Consider the following 20,593-nt stretch of genomic DNA (forward strand, 5'->3'; position numbering starts at 1 on the left):
GTATGCGTCCGGTGTGACTGCCCTGCCTGCATGATAGAGTGGGTGATAATGTCCACTATCGATAGTGGACATCTTGAGGTTTGTTATGGCGGGGAAGAAGGGCTTGAAGAAGCGGGTCTGGTCGGATGACGAGAAACGCACGATTTGCGCGCAGACACTGACATCGGGCGTTTCGGTTGCACAGGTTGCGCGGCGCTATTCGATGAATGCGAACTTGATTTTCAAATGGCTGAAGGATCCCCGATTTGCGCCGATAGAGAGCCGCGTATCTACCGTTGATGCCGTGGATGAGAGCATTTTTCTCCCTGTGGAGATTGCAGCGCCGCCACTGGAGAGCGCCGAACGTGCGCATGGTGCGGAGGATCCTCCTTGTTGCGCGATCAGCGCGGAGCGGGTGGACATTACCCTGTCGGACGGGCGGCGCATTCTTGTTGAAGGTCCGACGGCCCTGTCATCGGTTGTTGGCCTGATCCATGGGCTGACAGCATGATCCCGGTGCCGAGCAATACGCGCGTTTGGTTGGCGGCGGGCGTGACGGACATGCGGCGCGGGTTTAATACGCTGGCGGCGCAGACGGAGAAGGAGCTCGCTGAGGATCCTTATTCGGGGCATCTGTTCGTCTTCCGTGGGCGTCGCGGCGATCTGTTGAAGATCATCTGGTGGGACACCCAAGGCGCATGCCTTTTCATGAAGCGCCTTGAGAAGGGTCGGTTTGTCTGGCCAGCTGCCAAAGACGGCAAAGTGCACATGACGGCGGCGCAGCTTTCGATGCTGCTGGAAGGCATTGACTGGCGCACACCGCAGCGAACATGGCGGCCAACGCGGGCTGGTTAGTCCAATAAAATATAGGGTTTGGCGCATTCCCCGTTCCGTTTGGCAGGTTGAGCGGATATAAATTGCCCATGCGTGAGACCTTCAAATCCCTGCCCGAAGACCCTGCTGAACTGCGCGCAGTCAGTGAGCTTTTGGTCGCTGAAGTGAAGTCGCAAGCCTATCAAATCGAGAAGCTGAAGAATGAACTGGCGGGACATCGCAAGGCGCGTTTCGGCAGCAAATCCGAGACCATGGATCAACTGGCCTTCGATCTGCAGGAAGACGCCGAGATCGAAGCCGCCGCAGCACAACAGACAGTGCTCACAGGCGAAGCCGATGATCAGGCCACCGACAAACGCAGCCACAATCGCGCGCCGCTGCCTGACCACCTTCAGCGACAAGACGAGATCATTTCACCCGGTGACACCTGCGGCGATTGTGGCGGCGCGCTCAAGCCGCTCGGCGAAGATGTGACGCAAGAGCTGGAATACGTCCCCGGCCACTTTGTGGTTAGGCGGATCGTGCGTCCGCGCATGACCTGCACCTGCTGCGAGGCTTTCGCCCAGGTCGAACTACCCTCGCGCCCGATCAACCGCGGCCGCCCTGGACCGGGTCTGTTGGCGCATGTTCTGGTCGGGAAATATTGTGATCACCTGCCGTTATATCGCCAGTCTGAGATCTATGCGCGCGAAAAAGTCGATCTGCATCGCTCCACGCTGACCGATTGGGTTGGGCGATCAACGACGCTGTTGGAACCACTGGCCACCCACATCGGCAAACTCGTGCGCGCCGGGCCTGCGCTGTTCGCGGATGACACGCCGGTCAAGATGCAGGCCAAAGGCCGCGCGCAAACCGCACGGTTGTGGAGTTATGTCCGCGATGAACGCCCATGGTGCGGGCAAGCGCCACCCTGTGCGTGGTATCAGTTCAGCGTGGACCGTAAAGGCGAGCACCCCTCATCCCACCTCAAGGGGTATCAGGGCGTGATCCATGCCGATGGGTTCACCGGCTTCAATGGTCTATTCGGGGCCGATCGCGCCAGCGAGCAGGCCTGCATGGTCCATGTGCGCCGCAAGTTTGTCGATATCTATGAAAGCGAAGGCTCTGTCATCGCCCAGCAAGCGATCAAGCGGATCGCGAGCCTCTATGCTGTGGAAAAAGAGGCCCGCTACAAACCGGCTGAAGACCGCGTGGCGCTGCGACAAGAAAAGGCAAAGCCGATCTTCGACGATCTCGAGGCGTGGCTCACCCTGCAACTCCCCAAGATCTCCGGCAAATCGACCCTCGCAGCGGCAATCCGATACGCGCTCGGGCGCATGCCGAAAGCGCGGGCATATCTCGAAGACGGCACGCTGGAGCTGGACAACAATATCTGTGAGCGATCAATCAGGCCGGTGACTCTGGGCCGCAAAAACTATCTGTTCATGGGCTCAAAGGGCGGCGGCGATGCTGCGGCCGTCGCCTACACCCTCATCGAGACCTGCCGCATGAACAAGCTCGACCCCGAAGCCTGGCTGACCTGGGTTCTCGCGCGCGTCTCCGATCAAAAGATGACCCAGCTCGAAGACCTCATGCCCTGGAACCGGACGCCAGAATAAGTCAACACCAGTCAGACCGGACGCATACTGTGATTTCACTATCGGGGCTGTTGCTCCGATTGTTAGAACACACGAGACGATCTGGGATTAGTTTCGCGGCAAACGCTTTATTTTCACTTCGCCCCGTTTTCCACCCTCAGCGGCTGCTGTGTGGCGGATACGGCTTGCCAAGAGTCTGCCGACCAAATCCTGCCCTTAAGTCCATCGCGTTTTCTCGTAATTCTTGGAGTGCTTTGGGGATACCGCCATAGTCTTAGGCGGAGCAGCGGCCACAGGCCAGGCCGGTCGCCCCTCAGATACCTTAGGTTGGATCGACGGAAATGTTGCCTCAATCGCGGCCGTCATCCCCGCAGGCGGGACGGCCAGAAGCGCACTGCCGCCACGCATTTCAATCAACGATACCGCCGCAAGCAATTCTGAATCGACGAAGTTATCGTTCGATTCGGGCAAAATGGCGCGACCGTCCCGACGCTTGCTTCCATTGACGACATCACCGTCGTCACACACCTGCAACGCAATCCCAGAGCCCTGAATCATACATTTCACAGAAATGCGGCTCTTTGCTTGCTCACAGGCATTCCGGATCAAGCGATGCAGAGCAAGTTGGAGCCCGGCCTTGTCACCATCGACCCGCAGCTCTGGCAATTCAACTGCCAAGCGACCTTCCGGATCGCTCAGCGCCACGGCATCCTTGCAGATGTGCCCAATGCAGAACTCGGATGTGGGTTGTTTGGAACTGGAAATAAGACCCTCACCGTGCTTTTGAACTCTGTCGACAACGCCCATGGCGCGCATCGCAATGTTGCGGCTGGCAGAAATCATTTCGACCTTACCGTCACCCATATCAACAAAGTCACCAGCCAGCAAATCCAGCATGCCCACCAGCGTTGCCAGCGGATCAGCCACGTCGCGGGCGGCCAAGGTAGCGAACACCTGCATGTCGGCCTTTTCGCGCTGCGACAGGGCCAATTCCTGAATAGCGTTGAGTTCCGCAGCCTTCTGATCTGTTACGTCTACGGAGCTTCCCAGCAGAGTCAGCACAGTTCCGCGCATGTCCGACAAGGGGGTCAGCGTGGTCTTCCACCAACGCGCGCCGGTGTTCAGCTCAAGCAGCTCTTCATAAGAAATCCGCCCACGGCTATTCACGCAATTGGCGTAATTGGCGCATACGGTCTCTGCCAGCCGGACGGGGAGAACATCAAACGGGTTTTTCCCCTCCACAAGCGCCGGGTCAATGCCGGTGTCGCGTGAATGAGCCGTGTTGATTTTCCGGATAATGAAGCCACCATTCGGTTTGACATCGATCATGAACATCGGCTGATCGATGATCTCGGCGAGGGCTTCGATACGCGAAATATCGCCCTCAGATGTTATGTGCTTCATATCCGGGTCCTGACACTAAAAGGTGAGGACCACGTCTGACGGCAGCGGCTTACGGTTGCGTTAATCCGCCAACCAGTCTTCGGAACAGTTTGATGTTTAGTGTTCCGAGCAGACCGGTTGACGCCTAAAGATCGGCAAGGCTGCCAATAGCCATAATTTCGCCCGTGGGCCTTCCGGTCGGCGACCCGCCCGCAGGCTCGTCGCTGATGCCAAGGATCAAGTCAGAGGGCGAATTCCGCAATGCAGGCGGGACTTTGACAACGCCTTGCGCCGACGCATCAAGCAGACCCAAAGATTGCGGCGGATCATCCGGGCCGTGCGCCCAAAGCTCAAGAACCCGCCCCGGCCGCGATACACCGTCAGTCCGTGTGATGCGCAATGTGCCATCGGCCCCGTCATAGAGCACCAAAAGCCGGAGGCTGTCATCCTGCGCGGAAATTTCACCCACAAGCAGCGGGGCGGGCATTTCCTGTTGAGTCGTCAACAGGTATCCCATCACCCCAACCGCGCCAAAGGACAGCGCCGCCAGACCCTGCCAGAGTCCGGCAGCCCTCCAGAACGAAACTTTCTTTTCGACTTCGAACAACGACCGCATCAGCGTCGCTTTGGCTTGCGGCCGCGGCGCAATCGGCTGCACCTCTGTCTCGGCGACCTCCCCGAAATGGGCCTGCCACATGGCCACTTCATCGCGCAATTCGCGTGAAAAGCCGAGGCGCTGTTCAAAATCCGCGTGCTCTGCAGGTTCCAGCAAACGCAAAACGTATTCAGCAGCCAAGGCGCGATCTTCCTCGCTTAAGCGTGGACCTCCGACGCTGCCGCGATCTGTATCTGGCGTGTCTGTCATCGGCTCAGGCACTCTCTCAGGCGGATGAGACTGCGGCGCAGCCACGTCCGAACAGTGTTCAGCGGCACATCATAGATCGCCGCCAGCTCTGCATAGCTTCGCCCCTCAAGATAGGCTCCGCGCACCGCCCCGCGTCTGTCCGGCTCAAGCTCGCCCAGACAACCGGAAATGCGCGCCGCCTCGGATTTGGCAACAGCACTATCTTCACCCGTGATGCCGGTTCCGGCAAGCGTATCTGCCAGTGCCGCAACATCTTCGGTCGGGCGCCTTTTGCGCAACCCGTCTATCGCGGAATTCCGCGCAATTGTGATCAGCCACGTCATTGGACTGTGGCCGGTCACGCTATATCTGTCCGCGTTTCGCCAGATTTTAACGAAAGCTTCCTGCATGGCATCCTCCGCGCTGGCCCTGTCTTGTAAGACACGAAGGGTAACGCCCAGAAGTTTCGAGGCGGTCAGGTCGTAGAGAGAGCTAAAAGCCAATCTATCGCCAAGCGCCACGCGCGCGATGAGGTTTTCAAGATCTTTGTTAGACACGGACTAAGGGGCTTTTTCCAAAAAACTGCTTTCTTGGCTTAGCCTGCGAGCGCCAGCATGTCATCCGAAAAACTGATGCTCCGTCGCCCAGGCCCTAACGTTACGAATTCCACCCGTCATCTCTGCAAGGCCTGAAAGCCATTGTACGTGATGGGCGAAAATCAGCGCACGTTAATGCGAGCTCAAACGAATCGTAATTGATAACTACGAAGAGGTAGAATAACGATGCTTCAAACAGGAATAAAGGAATGGCAAAATGGCTGACATTGATCTCACCAACATGTCGTTGGAAGAACTGAAAACGCTTAAGAACCAAGTGGCTCGCGCAATTGATTCTTACGAGGAAAGACGTAAGAAAGAAGCCCTTTCAGTGATTGAAGCAAAGGCACGTGAATTGGGCTTTTCAATTGGAGAACTTTACGCTGCGCCAAAAAAGGGCGCGTCGGCACCTCGTCCAGCCAAATATCAAAACCCCGAAAACGCTGAGCAAACATGGTCTGGCCGTGGCCGTCAGCCACAATGGTTCAAGGACGCGGTAGAAGCCGGGGCAACGCCCGACGATTTACTTATCTGAACAGCATGAAATGAACGATACGGGCATTGCGGGGCAATTGAAGTGCCTCGCGCTCACACCTCAATTGCCAAGGCTTCTTGCTGCCCGACACCAAATACACGCTTATAGCGAGCCACCTCGTCTGCCGGGCCCATTGCTTTATTCGGATTATCGCTAAGCTTTACAGTTGGCTTTCCATTCGCGCTGACCGCTTTGCACACCAAAGAGAATGGCGCCAAAGCGTTGTCTGGAACCAGCCCCCTGAAATCATTTGTTAAAAGTGTGCCCCAACCAAAGGACACGCGCACGCGTCCAGAGAATTGTTTTTGCAAACTCAGCATTTGCTCGACATCTAGCCCGTCTGAGAAGATCACCAACTTTGCGGATGGGTCTTCACCACGGCTTTTCCACCATTCAATCGCTGTTTCCGCGCCAGACGCCGGATCGCCGCTGTCAATCCTGATACCCGTCCATCCAGCCAGCCAATCTGGTGCATGCTCAAGGAATCCTTGAGTGCCATAAGTGTCAGGAAGAATGATCCGCAGATTGCCTTCGTGTTCTTCGTGCCAATCTTTCAGAACCTCATAGGGCGCCGCCCTCAAGTCATCGTCATTGTTCGCCAAAGCAGAATAGACCATCGGCAGTTCGTGCGCATTTGTTCCAATCGCCTCGACTTCGCGCCGCATGGCAATCAAGCAATTTGACGTGCCGACAAAACTGTCGTCCAGCCCTTCGCGCATCGCTTGCACACACCAATCCTGCCATAGAAAAGAATGACGGCGGCGCGTTCCGAAATCCGCGATCCGGAGTTTGGGTTCGTCGCGCAGGCGTTCGACCTTTTCCCAAACCTTGGTCATGGCCCGTGCGTACAAAACCTGCAGCTCGAACCGCCCCATATCCTTCAGAACTGATCGACCTCGCAATTCCATCAGCACGGCAAGAGCGGGAATTTCCCACAACATAACCTCAGGCCAACGACCCTCAAAAGTCAGCTCGTACTGTCCGTCCCGCTTTTCAAGATGGTAGGGCGGTAGCCGAAGCCCTTCAAACCACTCCATGAAATCGGGACGAAACATTTGGCGTTTTCCGTAAAACGTGTTCCCGCGCAGAAAAGTCGACTCGCCCCGACTCAGCGAAAGCGACCGGATGTGGTCAAGCTGTTCGCGCAATTCCCCTTCGTCTATAAGCTCCGCAAGGCGTACTTGACGGCTTCGGTTGATCAGGGAAAACGTGACCTGAGTATCTGGCCGGTTTCGGAAAACAGACTGACACATCAGCAGTTTATAAAAATCGGTATCAATCAACGATCGCACGATCGGATCGATTTTCCATTTGTGATTATAGACGCGCTGCGCAATGTCCACGAACAGCCCTCCTGTGGCAGGTCAGTCGGTGAGCTGGACGCCAGCATCCAGCATGGCGATACGCGCAGCCTCAAGAGAGCCGTTCAAGTCGATGGCGCGGCAAAGATCGCACCGCACCTCCACCGAAAAGCCAAGATGCGCCGCATCGACGGCAGAAAAGTTCACGCAAAAATCCAGCGCGAGCCCAACCAGCGTCACATGCTCAATATTGCGACTTCGCAAATACCCCTCCAATCCGGTAGGGGTCTTGTGATCGTTTTCGAAGAAGGCAGAATAGCTGTCGATCGACCGCCGGTACCCTTTGCGAATAACCACATCGGCCCAGTTCGTTTCCAGATCAGAGTGAAAGCTCGCCCCGGCAGAGCCCTGAACGCAATGATCAGGCCACAGAACTTGTGGGCCATATGGCATATCGATCAATTCAAGCGGCGCCTTGCCAGAATGCTGTGAAGCAAACGACGAGTGGTCCTCAGGGTGCCAGTCTTGACTCAAAACCACGGCCCCAAATTCCGCCATCAATGCGTTGATGGGCGCGACGATCCCGCTCCCACCCGGAACGGCCAGCGCCCCACCTTCGCAGAAATCATTCTGCACGTCGATCACGAGAAGTGCATGGCTTTGCGGGCGCATGTCGGGTCTCCGCCTGTGTTTCTTTATCGCTACGCAGTCCCGGCACAGAGGTCAACCGCGACGCCTGTACACCTTGATGCTCAACGTGCGGCTGGCGTATGGCACGCCCATGATCACTATCGCCGCACTGTATCACTTCACCCGGTTCCCGGATCCTGCCGCCCTTAAGGCGCCGCTTGCTCAGTTGTGCTGTGCGCAAGGGGTCACGGGAACACTGCTGCTGGCCCATGAGGGGATCAACGGAACCATCGCCGGCCCGCGCGCCGGGATAGATGCAGTTTTGGCACACATCCGCGCGCTTCCCGGCTGTGCCGACATTGAGTGGAAAGAAAGCCAGTCCAGCGATGAACCCTTTGGCAGGATGAAAGTCCGCCTGAAGCGCGAGATCGTGACAATGGGCCAACCACACGTGGATCCGATGGCCGGAACCGGGCATTACGTCGATCCCGAAAACTGGAACGAACTGATCTCGTCGCCGGACGTGGCCGTGATCGACACGCGCAACGACTATGAAGTCGCCATTGGCACCTTTGAGGGCGCGGTTGACCCACAAACCGCCAGCTTTCGTGAATTTCCCGAATGGTGGGCCCAGAACAAGGATCGTTTTCACAATAAACGGATCGCGATGTTCTGCACCGGAGGGATCCGCTGCGAAAAATCCACCAACTATCTTCTGGGCGAAGGTGTACCCGAAGTGTTCCACCTCAAAGGCGGCATCCTGAAATACCTTGAAAAGGTCCCGCAAGAGGAAAGCCTCTGGCAGGGTGACTGCTTCGTGTTCGACGGGCGCGTGTCGGTGGGCCATGGCCTGCGCGAAGGCCCGTACGAATTGTGCCACGGGTGTCGCCGCCCGATCTTGCCCGAAGACAAGAACCGCCCGGAATACGAGGCGGGAGTTTCCTGCCACCAGTGCATTACGGAAACCACAGAATCCGACAAGGCACGCTTCCGCGAACGCCAAAAGCAGATGACCCTCGCCCGCGAGCGCGGCGAACAGCACTTGGGTCAGGTTCGGCGCGAAGACTGAAGGCGCCAAAAGGCGTAAAGCCGTCGAAACTTTTCGCATCGATGACCCGAGACCGGCGCGCTTCCGCCGCGCGCAGATGCGCGCGGCTACGCCCAACGGGATGAGGCATCAAAAGATGCTGAAGACGGGCGGGAGCCTCCCTTGCCACTTTGTCCACTCTCGCACCCGGTGCGGCTTGGCGCTATACAGGGATCAGTCCTGAATCCGGAGCCACGTCATGAGCCTGCCAAAACCCGTTGTCCTTTGCATTCTTGATGGCTGGGGGGCGCGCATCGATACAGCAGCAAACGCACCGGCCCTTGCGAACACACCGACCTTCGACCGGATCATGGCCACCTGCCCCCACGCCCAACTTATCACGCACGGCCCGGATGTCGGACTGCCCAAGGGGCAGATGGGCAATTCAGAAGTGGGCCACACCAATATCGGCGCTGGCCGAGTTGTCGCCATGGATCTTGGCGCAATTGATCTGGCCATTGAAGATGGAAGTTTTGCCACCAACGATGCGCTTACCCGGTTTATTGACACACTGAAGGCGTCGGGCGGCACTGCGCATGTCATGGGCGTTGTCTCTGACGGCGGAGTACACGGGCACATCACGCATGTCCTTGCGGCATGCCGGGCCCTGACCGGCGCAGGCGTACCCGTTGCGCTGCACGCCATAACAGATGGCCGCGATGTCGCGCCAAGCTCTGCCGGCGGCTTCATCGAAGATCTGATGCGCGAACTGCCCGAAGGCGCCCATGTCGCAACGGTCATCGGTCGGTATTTTGCCATGGACCGCGACAACCGTTGGGAACGCGTTCAAACTGCCTATGCCGCCATGGTGCAGGGGAAAGGTGATCATGCGGAAACGCCCGCCTCAGCCGTCTCAGCCGCCTACGACACCGGCAAAACAGACGAGTTCATTCCAGCAACCGTGATTGGCGATTATTCAGGCGCCAAAGATGGGGATGGGTTTTTCTGCCTCAATTTCCGGGCCGATCGCGCACGGGAAATCCTTCGCGGGATCGCACAACCCGATTTTGACGCCTTTGACCGGGGCACCGCGCCGAAATGGGCCGAAGTTCTGGGCATGGTCGATTATTCAACAGATCATGACGCGTGGATGACGACCGCCTATCCCAAAAAGCAAGTCGTCAACACTCTGGGCGCATGGGTCGCACAACACGGCAAGCGCCAGTTCCGGCTTGCTGAAACTGAGAAATATCCACACGTCACCTTCTTTCTGAATGGCGGCAAGGAAACGCCAGAAGTCGGCGAAGATCGGCATATGCCGCAGTCACCCAAGGTCGCAACCTATGATCTCGCCCCTGAAATGGCCTCCGCCGAGGTGACCGAAGCCTTCGTGGCCGCCATCCATGATGGGTATGACCTGATCGTCACGAACTATGCCAACCCCGACATGGTTGGGCATACAGGAGATTTGGATGCGGCCATCAAGGCATGTGAAGCCGTGGATCGCGGACTGTCGGCTGTGACGCAGGCACTGACAGAGGTCGGTGGTGCGATGATCGTCACGGCAGATCATGGCAATTGCGAAACCATGATCGACCCGGAAAGTGGCGGCGCGCATACCGCGCATACGATCAACCCGGTGCCCGTCGCCCTGTTTGGCGGGCCGGATGGGGCAACTCTGACCGATGGTCGGCTGGGTGATCTGGCGCCCACGCTTTTGGACCTCATGGGGCTTGAAAAGCCCGACGAGATGACCGGCCAAAGCCTGCTGCGGCGCTAACCTGGGTTCGACGTTTTGACCGGGCACTCTAGATCCCAATCATCGTGCACAGTCACAATGCCGGGAGTGCCGCCGCATTGGGTTGGCAAAGTGCTGGCATCCTTGCGTTCGACGCGCTTTAAAGTGCTGGATAGATCCGCAAACAGCCGCTGCGGTTCAGACAGGCGGCGGGAAAGGACAAACCTGAGATGAGATCATTCATGTTGGCGACTGTCGGCGGCGCACTGGCCGGCGTGCTGCTGAGCACCCAATTGGCCGGGCCGCTTCTGGCCCAAGAACAAGACAGCAAGCGTTCGGTGTACGAACAGCTCGATTTGTTCGGTGACATATTCGAACGTATTCGCGCACAATATGTCGAGGAAGTCGACGAAGGAGACCTGATCGAAGCGGCCATCAATGGCATGCTGACATCGCTTGATCCGCACTCCAGCTTCCTTTCGCCCGAAGACGCCAGCGATATGCGCGTGCAAACCCGCGGCGAATTTGGCGGGCTCGGTATCGAAGTCACCCAAGAAAATGGTTTCGTCAAAGTTGTCTCTCCAATCGATGGAACCCCAGCCGACGAGGCAGGCATCGAAGCGGGCGACTTCATCACCCATGTCGATGGCGAACCTGTACTGGGCATGACCCTGGACGAAGCCGTCGATCTGATGCGCGGTCCGGTCGGGTCTGACATCATCATTACCGTCGTCCGAGAAGGCGATACTGAACCGTTCGATGTGACCATTACCCGCGACACGATCAAATTGACCGCCGTCCGGACACGGACAGAGGGCGACGCGGTGATCTTGCGGGTTACAACCTTCAACGATCAAACCTACCCAAATCTTGAAAGTGGCCTGCAAGAAGCTGTCGCTGAACTTGGTGGGATCGATAATGTAAGCGGGTTCGTTCTTGACCTGCGCAACAACCCGGGCGGACTTCTGACGCAAGCAATCCGGGTGTCTGATGCATTCCTCAACGCTGGCGAAATCGTTTCAACGCGCGGCAGGGATCTTGCCGATAGTGATCGTTACAACGCAGCCGAAGGCGATCTTGCCGAAGGCAAACCGATCGTTGTCCTGATCAATGGCGGCTCTGCCTCGGCGTCGGAAATCGTTGCTGGCGCCCTTCAGGACCATCACAGGGCCGTCGTTGTCGGCACCAAGAGCTTTGGCAAGGGCTCGGTTCAAACGGTAATGCCCCTGCGCGGCGATGGCGCAATGCGTTTGACAACCGCGCGGTACTACACGCCGTCAGGTCGTTCGATCCAGGCACTCGGCGTTGCGCCTGACATCATTGTCGAGCAGCCCCGCCGCGACCCGGATGCCGAGGCAGATGAGGCAGAGGATCAGCGCCCCAGCCGCACCGAGGCCGATCTGCGCGGCAGCCTGTCGAACACCGATGTGTCAGACGATGAGCTTCGTCAATTGGAAGAAGACGAAGCCCGCGCCCGTGCAACAGCGGAGCTTCGCGAAGAGGATTATCAATTGGCATATGCGATCGATATCCTGAACGGACTCTCGGTTCTGTCCAACGCAGACTAAGCGATCGCGACACATTCGACCACATGAACGGCGGCCGCACACCAGTGGTCGCCGTTTTTCTTTCAAGTTCCGGCAGTTTAACTTATACAATTAAAGAAACAGTACGAACTTGAGTATATGTCGCGCCAGTTAGGGCGACATGCTATAGTTGCGAGAAGGTTGTTCGAGGAGTCGAATATGAAGAAAACCATCCTGACTGCACTTGCCCTGTCGGCGTCGCTTCTTGGCGGGCCAATACTTGCTGAGGACGACACGGCAAAAATCGCCGAACTTCAGGTTGTGATGCAACGGCACATCGATTCAATCCTGATTGATGGCGCTATTCGTTCAGTCGATTTTGATACCGGAGAGTTTCGAGATTTCTATCCGACCGGCGCGCATACCATGGTTATGGGACTAGGCACTGACTACGTCCTGTGCAGCGATCTGACTACCAAAGATGGCACGTCAGTTCCGGTAGATTTCTACATAACAGAAACGGCATCGGGCTTCAGTGTCTATCAAACTGAGATCGACAATCGGGCCCCACTGCAAAGCTTAATCAAGCAGGGACTCGTTGAGCGAATCCGCTGAACCACAGCAAACATCCTTAAAGCTACCAGGGACGTTTGGACTATTTCGAAAATTGGCACTTTTCACAGTGCCGATTTTCTTTGTGCTTTCGTCCTTTGGCCTGCTCTACATCCAAAACGAGCAGATGATCGATGCGCGTGATGCGCTCTCGACCCGGATAGGAAACAGCGTTGGTCGCTCTGCGACCTCGATGGAAAAGCTTCTGAACTCTGACAAGTTCAATGCCGTGGAACGCAAAGCGGCCTCACAGCAGCTTTTGCTTATGTTGCTGGGCGATCAAGCGGTTATCTGCGCGCGCCTGTCCGACCCGAACAATCCAGATGCGGGAACCGTCGTCGCTCCGGTTGGGATCGGCTGCATTGGCCGAACCGTGGATGACTGGCTGAAAGTCCGCATCTTCTCTGACAGTTTTACCTTGCTTGAGGTTGGTTTTAGCCAGCAAGAGCTGGCCGAAGCACGATCCACCCAGATGGAATACCTTCTGACCGTCCTTCTGGGTGCGCTGATGATCTCCATGCTATCAAGTTGGGTTGCCTTCCGGGTGATCGTCGGTCGACCCCTGAACGATCTAATTGCCGACCTTGTGCAAGCCCGCGACGAAGCCGACACCGCAAGCCGGGCCAAAACCCGATTTCTGGCAAATATCAGTCACGAAATCCGCACACCGATGAACGGGATCATCGGCACCGCCGAATTATTGAGTGAAGGCAAACTCACGCAACAACAAGCGGCGAGCGTCCAGACCATCGTAAGCTCAGGCAATTCCCTGATGCACATCATCGAGGACATTTTGGATTTCGCCAAAATCGAAGCTGAAAAGCTTGAGATGAACGAAGACGAATTCCAGCTTAGCGAAGTCGTCTTTGATGCATCAGAACTGGTTGAGCCTGCCGCCGCAAGCAAGGGTGTCGACCTTGTTGTCGATATTCCCGATAGCCTGCCAAACGGCTTTATCGGGGACGATATCCGCTTGCGGCAGGTCATGCTGAACCTGCTCGGCAATGCCGTGAAATTCTGCCCAACTGGCACTGTACGCCTGTCCGCGACCGTGAGCCCGAAAGAAGATGGCCAGTCCAGCGATCTGACAATTGCAGTTCAAGACACGGGCATAGGCATCGCACCAGAAAAACTTGAGGCAATTTTCAGCCCCTTCAGTCAAGCCAACGACACCACAACGCGCGATTTCGGCGGCACGGGCCTCGGCCTGACGATTTCGCGCGAACTGGTGCAACGTATGGGCGGCCAGATCAGCGCGACCTCGACTCTGGGTGAGGGGTCAGAATTCAAGTTCACCATCCCCTTGAAGCATGGCGGCCCTGTTCAACAATCGCCATCGATCACGCGCCTCAAAGCCGCGTCAGAAGATCGAAAGCTGCATGTACTGGCAGTTGATGATGTAGAAGTAAATTTGCAAATCCTCTCTCGGCGGCTTGAACTATGGGGGATTGATGCAACCCTCTGCGGTTCCCCTGCCGAAGCACTGGAAGCGCTGACTGTCGCCAAGGCCAATGGCGCGCCATTTGATGCCATGATCCTTGATTTCGACATGCCGGACATCAACGGCAAAGAGCTTGCAGAGATCATTCGTGCAGAACCTGATATCGCCGAAACGCCGCTGATCTTGCTGTCGTCGGTCGCGGTCGTGACCCGGCTTGCCCGCGACCCTTCGACCCCCTTCGACGCGACGCTGACCAAACCGTTACGACCAAAGCGACTTGCGCGCGCCTTGTGCACGGTTCTTGGGATCAGCGGCGGTGCCAGCGATCTAGACTCGCAAAGATCCAACAACGCTGCCGGGTTGGATCGGTACGTTGGCTTCCTGAAAGATGTCGACGTGCTTGTCGTGGACGATAGCGACATCAACCGAGAGGTTTTGAGCCAACAACTTGCCATGACATCGTGCAACCTGAAGCTAGCCGTGAATGGGGTGGAGGCCGTAGAGGAATGCCAACGCGCCCGGCCTGATTTCATTTTGATGGATATTTCCATGCCGATCATGGGCGGATTTGAAGCCACGCGCCAAATCAGGGCCCACGAGACGACAACCAACCGGAAACCAAGTATCATTTTCGCCCTGTCAGCAAACGTTCTTCAAGAGCACAAGGATCGTGCCCGTGCTGCGGGGATGGATGGCTTTATCGGCAAACCAACACGGCGCGCTGAACTGCTTGATGCGATTTCTTCTGCCCAAATAGGTGTGGGCCCCACCTTAGCCCGCGTGACGACCGAAGAAGAAACCGTCGTGCCCGTTCAGAAACACATGATCATTTCGGAAGAGCTTGACGAACTGCGCGACATGATTGGCGGGCAAAAACTGAGTGTTTTGGCACGCAAGTTACAAGATCAAGGTGACGAGGTCCTTGCCGGTATTCGGTCTGACCTGCAAAGCGGCGAAACCAGCAGCGCCGCTGCCCGCGCGCACAAGCTTGCCGGCGGCGCTGGGACGCTAGGATGCCGTATTTTGGCCGATACAATGGCAGAGCTTGAGCAAACGCTCCTGTCTGAAACCGTGCCCGATCCAGAAGACCTTGACCGGATTGAGGGTGTTTGGCGGGCAACGCGTGATGAACTGACGGGCCTCGAAGCGGCGTCCGCCGCTTAACGCCGGAAGTAAGCCGCCTCCAAGCCCCCAACGTCGCCGACATGTCTTCGACGTTATTTGGCCGTTTCTTCAAAGCACCTCGCCAATGCCGCCCGACGCACCAGAACGTGCAAAACAACTTGAGCCTGAGAAAAAGTCGCGCCATAGCGTATTTATGCTTCGCGCAACGCTCTTGTCTCTCGCCCTTGGCAGCCTGGGCGCACTCGCGGCCGCAACCGCAGGGATGCCCGCTCCTTTTCTGACCGGTCCCGCAACTGCTGTGTCGCTCGCCGGCATTCTGGGCTTGCGATGTGCTGTCCCCACAGTAATCCGCAACGCCTGCTTTGTCGCGATTGGGCTTGGATTAGGCTCATCAGTCAGCCCTGAGATTTTGGCAAACGCTGTAAAATGGCCCGCCAGCCTTTTGGGAATGGCCGTCTGTGTTGTCCTGATCATGTGGCTTGGCTCTCTGCTGCTGCGCCACCTTTTCCGGTGTGACCCGCGCACTGCCGTCCTTGGCTCTACCCCCGGGCATCTGAGTTTTGTGCTGGGCCTCAGCCTTGATACCGGAGCCAACACGGCCTTCATTTCGGTAGTTCAGTCGCTTCGCGTGCTGTTTCTGACCCTCGCAACGCCTGCGGCTATTGCCTTTGGAACCGACGCGGACTTGACCGCGATCCCAAGGGTGGTCGAGCAACTCAGCCTCGTACATCTTGGCCTGCTCGCCCTCTTGTCCGTTCTCGCGGGGTATGGCCTCGGGCTGCTGCGGGCCCCTGCTGCCTTTTTGCTCGGCGGCATGTTCGTTTCGGTTATAGGTCACGGAACGGGCCTCACACCTGGGCGTGTTCCACCCCTGCTGACCAATACGGCGATGGTCTGCATGGGAACCCTCATCGGCACCCGTTTTTCCGGCGTCGGGCTTGGCCAGATCAAAGAGGCCAGCTTGGCCGCAATCCTGCTCACAGGCGGCAGTATCGCCATTGTCGCTCTGGCCAGTCTCGCGGTTGTGGCAACCGTCGATCTGCCATTCGCCGACGTCATTCTTGCGCTTGCGCCGGGTGGTCTGGAAACAATGATCGCAATGTCAGCCTTTGTCGGTGCAGACCCTGCCTTTGTCGGGTTTCATCATGTTGCGCGCATGTTTCTTCTGTCGGCGTTGATCCCCATGGCCATGGCGCGAACCAAGCAACAAATGACCCCTTGAGCGTGCTTGCCGCGCCCCCTGCAAAACCCCATAGTCACCCTATGCCCGAAGAATTTGAACGACATTTGATCCTGTCCGGCGAAGACGCAACAAGCGCATTTGCCCAAGCCATGGCGCCGCTTTTGGGTGCCGGGGATGTCGTCGCGTTGTCAGGCGAAATCGGCGCCGGAAAGAGCCACTTTGCCCGCGCCCTGATCCGGGCACGGCTGAATGCGGTCGGACTGGACGAAGACATACCATCGCCAACCTTTACACTGGTACAATGCTACCAAGCCGCGGATTTGGAAATCTGGCACAGCGACCTTTACCGGCTGACCAGCCCCGATGACGTTTTTGAACTTGGCCTCGACGAGGCATTTTCATTCGCACTGTGCCTTATCGAATGGCCCGATCGGTTGGGTCCCGATTTGCCAACTGACGCGCTGCACATTCACCTGACGCCTGGCGCGGCAGACACCGACCGAAACGCCGCGCTGCATGCGCAAGGCGGTGCCTGGGCACATCGCCTTGTTTCCGTTCTGGATACCGAGAACACAGCACATGACTGACCCGAACTGGCAAGACTTCATCGAAAAGGCAGGGTGGGGCGCCGCAAAAACAGCCCCTTTGGCAGGCGATGCTTCAGCCCGGCGGTATTTGCGGCTGACCGCACCAAACGGCGCGCGCGCCGTTCTGATGATCGCGCCACCTGCCCCCGATGACAGCACCCGGCGGTTTTGCGATATTTCGGCCCACCTGTCTGGTATGGGGCTTTCGGTGCCAGCCATTCTTTCCGCCGCCCCAAGTGACGGCCTTGCTCTTCTCGAAGACCTCGGTGATGCGGTTTTCGCACGGGTCATCGACGCCGATCCATCGACGGAGCTTACGCTTTATGGCGCAGCAATCGATATGTTGGCCGCTTTGCGCACACACCCCGCACCGTCAAGCCTGCCATCGCCAACCGCTACCGACATGGCCGCAATGACCGATCTTGCCGCTGATTGGTATCTTGGCCAAGGCACAGCAAACCCCGATCTTGCCGCAGCCTTTGCACAGGCGCTGACACCGGCGTTGCAGCAGGTTCTCACAGGACCTCGAATTCTGGCGCACCGCGATTTTCATGCCGAAAACCTGATTTGGCTTCCTGAAAGACAAGGCTCCGCGCGCGTGGGGCTTTTGGATTTCCAAGACGCTTTTGCCGGACCCGACTGTTATGATCTTGTGTCACTGCTGGAGGACGCGCGGCGCGATATCACGGGTGCATTGCGCGCCGCAATGGTAACACGCTTTGCCGAGCGAACCGGGCTGGCAGAAGCCGCCGTGCAGCGCGATCTGGCCGTGCTGGGTGCCCAGCGCAATTTACGGATCATGGGCGTCTTTGCGCGGCTGTGTTTGGCAATGGGCAAACCTCGTTACATCGATCTGATGCCGCGTGTCTGGTCACACCTGAGCGCCAACCTCACACACCCTGCTCTTGCCGACCTGAACGCCCTTGTTACAGCCCACCTGCCCGCCCCAACCCCAGACTACCTTGAGGAGATGACATCGCGATGTCCCAGACACCCGAAGCCATAATGCTATTCGCTGCGGGCTTTGGTACCCGCATGGGCGCATTGACCAAGGACTGCCCCAAAGCAATGATCCATGTTGGTGGTCGCCCTTTGCTTGACCATGCGCTGGCATTGGCTGACGTGGCCGGCATTCAGCGCCGCGTCGTCAACACACATTATCTTGCCGATCAGGTCGAAGACCATCTTGCGGGGCGCGATGTTGCCATCTCGCGCGAACAGCCGGACATTCTGGAAACAGGCGGCGGGCTTCGTGCAGCGCTGCCGCTTTTGGGGGCGGGGCCGGTTTTCACCTTGAACACAGATGCAATATGGACAGGTCCAAACCCCCTGACAGCCTTGTACAAAGCGTGGGATCCGAGTCGCATGAAGGCGCTGCTGCTTCTGGTGCCTGCGGAACGGGCCTTGGGACACACTGGGCCCGGCGATTTCGCGATTGGCCCGGATGGCCGGATCACGCGCGGGGCTGGGTATGTCTATACTGGCGCGCAAATCATCGACCCGACAGGGCTGTCACTTATCCGGCAAACGTCTTTCTCTTTGAACCAGCTCTGGGACAGGATGTCAGGTGACGAGGCATTGTATGGGACCGTACACAAAGGCGGTTGGTGTGATGTCGGCCGGCCCGAAGGCATCGCAGAAGCCGAAGCCATGCTCGCCAACCCACCCGCTTTGCTGGGATGAAGCCCCGGCCGACAATCAATCTGGGTGGGCTGTTCGCAGTGCCGCCCGGTGTGGATTTTCCACGCGCTCTGGTCGACGGATTGGTCCAGCGATTTGCAGGCGCACCGCCCGAAGCGCTGGCGCGCACAACTGTTTACGTCAACACACGCAGGATGGAACGGCGCATCGTTGACCTGTTCTCAGAGGGGCCTGCGCGCCTGCTGCCCCGCCTTCGGCTGATTACCGATATCGGCCGAGAGACAATTGAAACCCTTCCGCCGGTGGTTCCCGCCCTGCGGCGCAAGTTGGAACTTGCCCGGCTGATCGAGGCGTTGATCGATGCGGAACCCGACCTTGCCCCCCGCGATGCGGCCTTTGATCTGGCGTCCAGTCTCGCCGCGCTGATGGACGAAATGCAGGGCGAAGGCGTCTCGCTTTCGGATATTGATGCGCTGGACGTATCAGACCTGTCAGGCCATTGGGCGCGAAGTCAGAAATTCCTGTCACTGGTCGGCCAGTTTATCGCCCCCGACCCCAATGCGCCAACCGATCCGGAAGCCCGGCAGCGCCGGATGGTGGAAATGCTGCTCGCCCGCTGGCAAGACACGCCGCCGGCCAACCCCGTGATTGTTGCCGGGTCCACCGGGTCGCGTGGCGCGACGGCCATGTTCATGCAGGCAGTGGCGCACCTGCCCAACGGCGCAGTTGTTCTGCCCGGCGTTGATGCGCACATGCCACACGATGTTTGGTCTGGCCTGACAGCCGATCCACCGCAAGAAGATCACCCGCAATACCGCTTTGCCGTGCTGGCAAAAAAGTTGGGCACAGATCCTGCACGGATTCCCATATGGGGCGGGCCTGACGCGCCGAGCCCATCGCGAAATGCGCTTGTTTCGCTCGCAATGCGGCCGGCCCCGGTTACCGATAGCTGGCGCCGCGACGGGCCATCGCTGGGCGATTTACCTGATGCCACGCAGGGGCTGTGCCTGATCGAGGCCGCTGATCCAAGGTACGAAGCCATGGCAATCGCGCTTCGTTTGCGGGCCGCGCTTGAGGATGGGCAAACCGCCGCGTTGATCACCCCGGACAGAATGCTCACGCGCCGTGTGGCCGCAACGCTGGACCGTTGGGGGATCGAGCCAGATGACAGCGCCGGACAGCCTTTGCGCCAGACGGCCGTAGGCCGTCTTGTCCGACATGTTGCCGCGCTGTTCGGTCAGAAACTCACGGCAGAGGCTCTGATTGTGCTTCTCAAGCATCCTATGGTGCACGCGGGTACAGGGCGAAACCAGCACCTGAAATGGGTCCGGGAACTGGAACGCCGCCTGCGCCGCTATGGACCGCCCTTCCCCGATGCCGCAGCACTTGCAACTTGGGCCGAAGGGAACCGCCGCAAAGGCGACGCCGGACCGGACCCGCGCCCTTGGGCAGAATGGGTCGCAGAAACTTGTCTCGGCCACGAAAATCCTGCCGATGGCGGACAAACCCGTGTGCCCCTTCTCGATATGACCAACCGGCTTCTTGCAACGGTCGAGGCGCTGGCGATTGGGGCCGATGGCGATCACACGGCACTGAAAGTCTGGGACGACCCCGATGGAAAGGCAGCGCACAAGGCGCTTGGCGAATTGCTGAACGAAGCACCTTGCGCAGCGCCAGTGACACCCTCCGCATTTCGGGCGCTGCTGGACAGCATCATGGGCGGCGAAGTTCGCGAGCCGATCACACCGGACCCACGGGTTATGATCTGGGGCACGCTTGAAGCGCGCGTGCAGGGGGCGGATCTTGTGATCCTTGGCAGCCTGAATGATGGAAGCTGGCCCGAGATGCCCGCACCCGACCCCTGGCTGAACCGCCGGATGCGCAAAGAGGCGGGTTTGTTGCTTCCAGAACGCCGGATCGGACTTTCAGCACATGACTTTCAACAGGCCATCGCCGCGCCCGACGTTGTTCTGTCACGCGCCCGGCGAGACGGCGAAGCGGAAACCGTGCCCTCGCGCTGGCTCAACCGCATTG

General features: G+C 58.2%; 19 protein-coding genes. 14 read left to right on the forward strand and 5 right to left on the reverse strand.

From position 1 onward, the window contains the following. Window positions 1-85 precede the first annotated feature (85 nt). From tnpA to tnpC, 3 genes are all read left to right on the forward strand, one after another. Window positions 86-490 (forward strand): IS66-like element accessory protein TnpA, encoded by a 405-nt coding sequence (gene tnpA / locus E2L05_RS17455; protein ID WP_133342306.1) that lies wholly within the window; start codon window positions 86-88, stop codon window positions 488-490. Then, window positions 487-834 carry an IS66 family insertion sequence element accessory protein TnpB gene (tnpB, locus tag E2L05_RS17460; protein ID WP_133342307.1) on the forward strand — a complete coding sequence of 116 codons (348 nt, stop codon included), beginning with the start codon at window positions 487-489 and terminating at the stop codon, window positions 832-834. Before tnpA ends, tnpB begins: the two co-directional genes overlap by 4 nt. A 68-nt stretch (window positions 835-902) precedes the next feature. Further along, window positions 903-2,411, forward strand: a complete 1,509-nt coding sequence (gene tnpC, locus E2L05_RS17465; RefSeq protein ID WP_133342308.1) for an IS66 family transposase — start codon at window positions 903-905, stop codon at window positions 2,409-2,411. Window positions 2,412-2,606: 195 nt separating this feature from the next. Here the strand turns inward: tnpC and E2L05_RS17470 are convergent, their stop codons facing one another. From E2L05_RS17470 to E2L05_RS17480, 3 genes are all read right to left on the reverse strand, one after another. Further along, window positions 2,607-3,794, reverse strand: coding sequence for a PAS domain-containing protein (locus E2L05_RS17470; RefSeq protein WP_133344104.1), 1,188 nt, complete (start codon window positions 3,792-3,794; stop codon window positions 2,607-2,609). 124 nt (window positions 3,795-3,918) lie between these two features. Beyond that, window positions 3,919-4,638: an anti-sigma factor gene (locus tag E2L05_RS17475; protein WP_133344105.1), complete on the reverse strand. Its 720-nt coding sequence runs from the start codon at window positions 4,636-4,638 to the stop codon at window positions 3,919-3,921. Further along, complete coding sequence (locus tag E2L05_RS17480) at window positions 4,635-5,174, reverse strand: sigma-70 family RNA polymerase sigma factor (protein ID WP_133344106.1); 540 nt, start codon at window positions 5,172-5,174, stop codon at window positions 4,635-4,637. Before E2L05_RS17480 ends, E2L05_RS17475 begins: the two co-directional genes overlap by 4 nt. Window positions 5,175-5,430: 256 nt before the next feature. Between E2L05_RS17480 and E2L05_RS17485 the strand changes: the two genes are divergently transcribed. Next, window positions 5,431-5,748 (forward strand): H-NS histone family protein, encoded by a 318-nt coding sequence (locus tag E2L05_RS17485; RefSeq protein WP_133344107.1) that lies wholly within the window; start codon window positions 5,431-5,433, stop codon window positions 5,746-5,748. A 53-nt stretch (window positions 5,749-5,801) separates the two neighbouring features. Here the strand turns inward: E2L05_RS17485 and pncB are convergent, their stop codons facing one another. Both pncB and pncA read right to left on the reverse strand, forming a co-directional pair. After that, window positions 5,802-7,091 carry a nicotinate phosphoribosyltransferase gene (gene pncB, locus E2L05_RS17490; protein ID WP_133344108.1) on the reverse strand — a complete coding sequence of 430 codons (1,290 nt, stop codon included), beginning with the start codon at window positions 7,089-7,091 and terminating at the stop codon, window positions 5,802-5,804. Between the two features lie 21 nt (window positions 7,092-7,112). Continuing rightward, entirely contained in the window at window positions 7,113-7,721 is a 609-nt protein-coding gene (gene pncA / locus E2L05_RS17495) for a bifunctional nicotinamidase/pyrazinamidase (RefSeq protein WP_133344109.1), read from the reverse strand. Between the two features lie 109 nt (window positions 7,722-7,830). Between pncA and trhO the strand changes: the two genes are divergently transcribed. The 10 genes from trhO to addB form a co-directional block, all read left to right on the forward strand. Continuing rightward, complete coding sequence (gene trhO, locus E2L05_RS17500) at window positions 7,831-8,748, forward strand: oxygen-dependent tRNA uridine(34) hydroxylase TrhO (protein WP_133344110.1); 918 nt, start codon at window positions 7,831-7,833, stop codon at window positions 8,746-8,748. A 217-nt stretch (window positions 8,749-8,965) separates the two neighbouring features. Next, entirely contained in the window at window positions 8,966-10,486 is a 1,521-nt protein-coding gene (gpmI, locus tag E2L05_RS17505) for a 2,3-bisphosphoglycerate-independent phosphoglycerate mutase (RefSeq protein WP_133344111.1), read from the forward strand. Between the two features lie 188 nt (window positions 10,487-10,674). Beyond that, the gene (locus E2L05_RS17510; RefSeq protein ID WP_133344112.1) at window positions 10,675-12,012 is read left to right on the forward strand and encodes a S41 family peptidase; all 1,338 of its coding nucleotides are present in this window, start codon (window positions 10,675-10,677) and stop codon (window positions 12,010-12,012) included. 177 nt (window positions 12,013-12,189) lie between these two features. Continuing rightward, complete coding sequence (locus E2L05_RS17515; protein WP_133344113.1) at window positions 12,190-12,585, forward strand: hypothetical protein; 396 nt, start codon at window positions 12,190-12,192, stop codon at window positions 12,583-12,585. A 52-nt stretch (window positions 12,586-12,637) separates the two neighbouring features. Continuing rightward, complete coding sequence (locus E2L05_RS17520; RefSeq protein WP_133344114.1) at window positions 12,638-15,187, forward strand: response regulator; 2,550 nt, start codon at window positions 12,638-12,640, stop codon at window positions 15,185-15,187. Between the two features lie 85 nt (window positions 15,188-15,272). After that, on the forward strand, window positions 15,273-16,370 hold the full coding sequence (locus E2L05_RS17525) for an AbrB family transcriptional regulator (RefSeq protein ID WP_133344115.1): 1,098 nt from the start codon (window positions 15,273-15,275) through the stop codon (window positions 16,368-16,370). 41 nt (window positions 16,371-16,411) lie between these two features. Beyond that, complete coding sequence (gene tsaE, locus E2L05_RS17530) at window positions 16,412-16,918, forward strand: tRNA (adenosine(37)-N6)-threonylcarbamoyltransferase complex ATPase subunit type 1 TsaE (protein WP_133344116.1); 507 nt, start codon at window positions 16,412-16,414, stop codon at window positions 16,916-16,918. Beyond that, window positions 16,911-17,924 carry an aminoglycoside phosphotransferase family protein gene (locus tag E2L05_RS17535; RefSeq protein WP_133344117.1) on the forward strand — a complete coding sequence of 338 codons (1,014 nt, stop codon included), beginning with the start codon at window positions 16,911-16,913 and terminating at the stop codon, window positions 17,922-17,924. The genes tsaE and E2L05_RS17535 overlap by 8 nt, the downstream gene beginning before the upstream one ends. After that, the gene (locus tag E2L05_RS17540) at window positions 17,900-18,601 is read left to right on the forward strand and encodes a nucleotidyltransferase family protein (protein ID WP_133344118.1); all 702 of its coding nucleotides are present in this window, start codon (window positions 17,900-17,902) and stop codon (window positions 18,599-18,601) included. Before E2L05_RS17535 ends, E2L05_RS17540 begins: the two co-directional genes overlap by 25 nt. Then, a partial coding sequence (gene addB, locus E2L05_RS17545) for a double-strand break repair protein AddB (protein WP_133344119.1) occupies window positions 18,598-20,593 on the forward strand: 1,996 nt, incomplete at its 3' end. The genes E2L05_RS17540 and addB, both read left to right, overlap by 4 nt.

The sequence above is a fragment of the Meridianimarinicoccus aquatilis genome (assembly GCF_004358675.1).
GTDB lineage: Bacteria > Pseudomonadota > Alphaproteobacteria > Rhodobacterales > Rhodobacteraceae > Meridianimarinicoccus > Meridianimarinicoccus aquatilis.